Below are 4,560 nucleotides of genomic sequence, written 5' to 3'. Positions count from 1 at the left end.
TTATTGTGGTGCAGATATGAAAATGATATAATGTGGATATGAAGAAACGGACAAACTTGAATTGAGATTTCATGTATTCCAAGGAATTTAATAATTGTTATATTTTATTATCAAATATCTCTCAAGCCCTTGAAAACACTAAGTTTATCGCAGGTGAGCTTTCCCTTATTGTTTCCCTTGTATTATATTGTCCCACCAGTGTTTACGAACTCTGATAAGGGCAAATACAAGGGCAAGAAAATCCTATAAAACAGTATAACACAAAATTAAAACGACATGGTGAACTGATTGAAATGCTTCTATTTTTTTAACAAATGATTGATTGAACGATAAGGAGATTTGATACGATGAGAACGATATTTGCAGAATACAATCCACACAGAAACAGCATTGATGTATATACCAGTGCTGGCTATATGCTCCGCATTGACTGCTGGGAAGCAGAAAAGAATTTAAAAACAACACCTGGATCAGATTGTGCGTTAAATGCACTTGCTATTGATGAACCACTTGAATATGCAAGATTGTATCTTGATGGAACGATGCAAATGTGGGTAGATGCGGAAGATTCCTTAGAAATTTAATTCAAAGATAAATAAGGGACAAATAACCCTTTTAGATTTATTTGTCCCTATTATTCTATATTTTTTCACTTCTGACAATGCAGATGAAACTTTTAAATTTGGTATTTTCCAGTATCATTGTTCAGTTTTTATTGCACCAGACAGGGCATTGTATCCATTTTGTTTGTATGTATTTTCCCCTGTTACTCAATCATAATTTCCTTGATAGAAATCTTCTTAATTTTTTCAGAATATATATACATCATAATTTCATAAATCGTGATAAAACAAGCAAGAGAAATAAGCATAGTAGGAAAGTCAAATTTATACGTAGGTACACCCTCGACATCCTTAAATACAATATCCACCATAAGCCGAAGCAATCCATACTGATATACTGTTCCGATTATAAAACCAATATAGGACAGCGGTCTGTATCCTCCTAAAATTGCCCTGCAACATTCTTTCTGTGAATAGCCGAATACTCTCATCATAGCAATAGTTTTTGTATTTCCGTTTATTACTGTAGTTATAGCAAGAAACAGAGTTGTAAACGCTAATACAAGTCCGATGACCAACATCATCACACCCATCATTTCACTTGATAAATCTTTCATACTAAACGACATTTGTGTCATAGCTGAAAAGCAAAACGAAGCAAAAATAATGAAGAATACAAGTGCCTTTTTAGATTTCAAGGTATTCCTTTTCAAATACTCTACAAACGACAATTCACTGCTTTTTTCGATTCTATGATTTGGTGTTTTAGAAGCAGTTTGCATATTATCTTTCAAAAGCAGCAACACAGGTTTTTTGAATTTGTACCAGGCATAATAAACTGAAAGTGCCGAAAAACACACAGTCGGCAATACCACAAAATAAAATAAAATGCTTGGATGAAAATTGATAGTTATCTCAGGAAGCATTTTATCTTCATTTTGTAGAGCGTAAAACCACGGCATTATAAGAAATGCTCCTGCATATCCGGTTACAGTTCCAATAAATATACTAATTCCGAATACCCAAAAGCTTTTTGCAATTTTGATATTTGAATATCCCAACGCCTTTAATATCCCAAGTTCCTTCTTATGCGTGTCAATATAATGCTTAATATAAAACAACAACATAACAATCGCAGTTAAAAGCAAGCATCCGCCACTTACAAGGCAAACGACTTTTGCGGTAGAAACCTGAGCATTATAAAAAAACATTGATAATTCAGATGTAATTTCACTCTCAATTAATCGAATATCAAAATAAAAGTTCAGAAACATTGTACAAACAAGAACAGCACAACAGGCTATAATGGAAATACCGATGAGTTTTGAAACATTTTTTATTCCAACGAGCATACCATCACCACCCTATCTCATAAGCAGTCTTTTGTGCTTCATTTGTGTAAATTTCAGATATTTTTCCGCTATTCATTTTTATAACTGTGTTTGCCATTTCCGCAATATTCAAATTGTGCGTTACCATTACAATCGTAAAACCATATTCCTTTTGAAGTTTACATATATAATCAAGAACCTGTCGTCCTGTTTGTTCGTCTAATGCTCCTGTCGGTTCGTCAAGAAATAATACTCTCGGTCTTTTTGCCAAAGCTCTTGCAATAGATACTCTTTGCTGTTCGCCACCCGAAAGTTCGCTGGGATATTTATGTAGTTTTTCTCCGAGTCCAACCGCTCTAATGACGTTTTTATAATCTTTATTATTTGCTAAATCAGCACCCATTTTTACATTTTTATCAACGCTCATATTGGGTAGCAAATAATACTGCTGAAAAATAAATCCGACATTTTCCTTACGAAATGAAGTTAATTCATTATCAGAAAGTGCTGTAATATCCTTTCCGTCATAAAACACTTTACCGCTGTCAGGGCGTTCAAGACCTGAAATTACATTCAAAAAGGTTGACTTGCCAGAACCAGATGCGCCGAGAATAACCACAAAATCATTATCCTCAATATCAAGACTGATGTCCTTTAATACTTGGAATCGGCTTTCTCCGTTTTGGTAGGATTTTATTATATTTCTCGCTTTAATCATTATTTTCTCCTTCCTTCAGCTTTTTCAAAATACTCATACATACCTCAGTAATCATTGTACTGATTTCTTCGTCTGTAAATCGGCACATTTTTGTGGCACAAAGCGTTGCAATTCCGTGTGTATATATCCAAAGATGATGATACAGTTTTTTCCCAGCTGCCTTGCAAATTTTGTAATCATCTTGAATTGACAATAGAATTTGCTCATAACTTTCATCTATCAGCGGAAGTACACCAGATAAGTCAGGAATTTGTTTTTGCTCCGTCATAAAGAGGAGTTGAAAAAGCTTAGGCTCATTAACAGCGAAGAGAATATATTGTGTACCCACCCCTTTAAACGGGGGCTCTGTTGTTAGTCCTTTATTGACATATTCTTTATACAGAGCTTTAGCAGATTTAATCATATCCTGCTGAACCTCCTCCATATTTTTAAATACAGTAAAAATGGGTCTTGCCGAACTACCGAGATATGTTCCTAACGCTCTTGAAGTCAAAGCCTCATATCCGTCTGCCCTGACAATATTTAATGCGGCTTCAATAATTTCTGCTTTTGTAAATTTGGCTTTTGGTGGCATACTTTATCTCTCCTTTTACTAAATCGCTTGTTTTAAATCAGCTGATTTAATTATAATTGAAGCCCACCTGAAAGTCAATAAGGCGGCAGAGATTAATTCCTTCAGCCTTATTGACTGCTTATGAAAAGATGATTTCTTCGTTCATAATATCCCAATTGCTACACTTTGTTGTATTGCGTTATGCGTTTTTCCAGCCCTTGCTTTTACCATTATGAACAGTCAGGGCAAGGGGAACATAGTGTGAAATCATATAAAGGGATAAAGCGAACACATTACAATGAATCCTTTGTTTTCAAAGCTTTTGTAGGATTTTATTAAAATACAAAGAGGTGTGATTAAGCACATATATAAAATTGTGTGTTTACAATCGGATTTTTAATAATATCCCCTTGTTTCCCGCCAGCCTTTTACATACCACCTGATTCCAACATATACCAGTTGCACGAATAATAAGAAAAATAGCAGATTGATCGGCAATACTGTCTTTATCCAATCTCCAAAATAGATTGCTATTGCCATGCTTATAAGTGTTACCAGTATTGTAATCATATCCCAGCAGTATTTCTTATATAGCCCGGCAATCTTTATCCCGGTGAATGCTAAAAGTATTTCTGCACCCACCAGACAGCCACCGCAAATCAATAATCTTATCAGCCAGTATATAATTCCGGTAATGACAGGATTGGATATTCCATTACTAATCTGTGCCACATTCTTTCCTGTCAGTATAATCCACCCTGCAATGCTCTGTATAAAAGTTGCGATTGTATCAAAGAATACCACGCAATCAGAAATAAAGATTTTTGACAGTATTATCTGAAAAAGAGTAGTCGATACGGAATACCATATCAGCAAAAACATCAATGCTTCATACATGGCTGTTTTTGCTTTATATCTGCCTGCCAGTTTTTCTCTCTGCGTATCATACCTTTCCTTCGCTCTCAGATAAGCTGTCTGGTTACAATTCCCACACTTTTGATAGAGTACCGGCTTTTCAACCGGTATCTCTACTTTTTTCTGATGGGAGAGTGCATAGTCCCGTTCCTGTTCTGCCTGTCTTAGCTTATCGCGACATTCCTCTATCATGTCCTTTGCGGTGAGCGTTTTCTCTTTCTCGCTCTGCAATAATTCTTTTGTTTTCCTCAAGTCGTTCTTTAAGGCTTGAATGTTCCCTGCTCTGTTCTCGCTGTTTAACCTCTCGTTCAAGGTCAGCGATTCGTCGAGCTGCACTTTCAGTTTCCTGATAGTCCGGTCTTTCTGGTCGAGTTCTTCCTGCATCTGCTCCGTCAGCATTAGCAGTTCTTCCAGTTGATCGTCGTTCTTTGAGTTTCTTAATTCGTTCATCAATCAACCTTCCTTTCTCTAATTGCTGTT

5 protein-coding genes and 1 pseudogene are annotated in these 4,560 nt (G+C 35.7%); 1 reads left to right on the top strand and 5 read right to left on the bottom strand.

The genetic code is table 11. The features are described from left to right. Positions 1 to 347 precede the first annotated feature (347 nt). A complete protein-coding gene (locus tag LI162_RS14935) occupies positions 348 to 584 on the top strand; it encodes a DUF6061 family protein (RefSeq protein ID WP_008373065.1) in 237 nt (78 codons plus the stop codon). A 182-nt stretch (positions 585 to 766) separates the two neighbouring features. Here the strand turns inward: LI162_RS14935 and LI162_RS14930 are convergent, their stop codons facing one another. The 5 genes and pseudogenes from LI162_RS14930 to LI162_RS14910 form a co-directional block, all read right to left on the bottom strand. Then, the gene (locus tag LI162_RS14930; RefSeq protein WP_015541486.1) at positions 767 to 1,915 is read right to left on the bottom strand and encodes an FtsX-like permease family protein; all 1,149 of its coding nucleotides are present in this window, start codon (positions 1,913 to 1,915) and stop codon (positions 767 to 769) included. Between the two features lie 4 nt (positions 1,916 to 1,919). Further along, positions 1,920 to 2,612, bottom strand: coding sequence for an ABC transporter ATP-binding protein (locus LI162_RS14925; RefSeq protein ID WP_015517697.1), 693 nt, complete (start codon positions 2,610 to 2,612; stop codon positions 1,920 to 1,922). Then, entirely contained in the window at positions 2,605 to 3,186 is a 582-nt protein-coding gene (locus LI162_RS14920) for a TetR/AcrR family transcriptional regulator (RefSeq protein WP_008373078.1), read from the bottom strand. The genes LI162_RS14925 and LI162_RS14920 overlap by 8 nt, the downstream gene beginning before the upstream one ends. Before the next feature lie 375 nt (positions 3,187 to 3,561). Next, the gene (locus tag LI162_RS14915; RefSeq protein ID WP_044905124.1) at positions 3,562 to 4,272 is read right to left on the bottom strand and encodes a DUF6040 family protein; all 711 of its coding nucleotides are present in this window, start codon (positions 4,270 to 4,272) and stop codon (positions 3,562 to 3,564) included. Continuing rightward, positions 4,250 to 4,560: pseudogene (locus tag LI162_RS14910) on the bottom strand (MobA/MobL family protein); the annotation flags it as partial. The pseudogene LI162_RS14910 and the gene LI162_RS14915, both read right to left, overlap by 23 nt.

This window comes from Mediterraneibacter sp. 210702-DFI.3.120, assembly GCF_020561005.1.
Lineage (GTDB): Bacteria > Bacillota > Clostridia > Lachnospirales > Lachnospiraceae > Mediterraneibacter > Mediterraneibacter faecis.
Note: the sequence above shows the minus strand (reverse complement) of the source record. Positions and strands in the feature narration are given on the sequence as shown.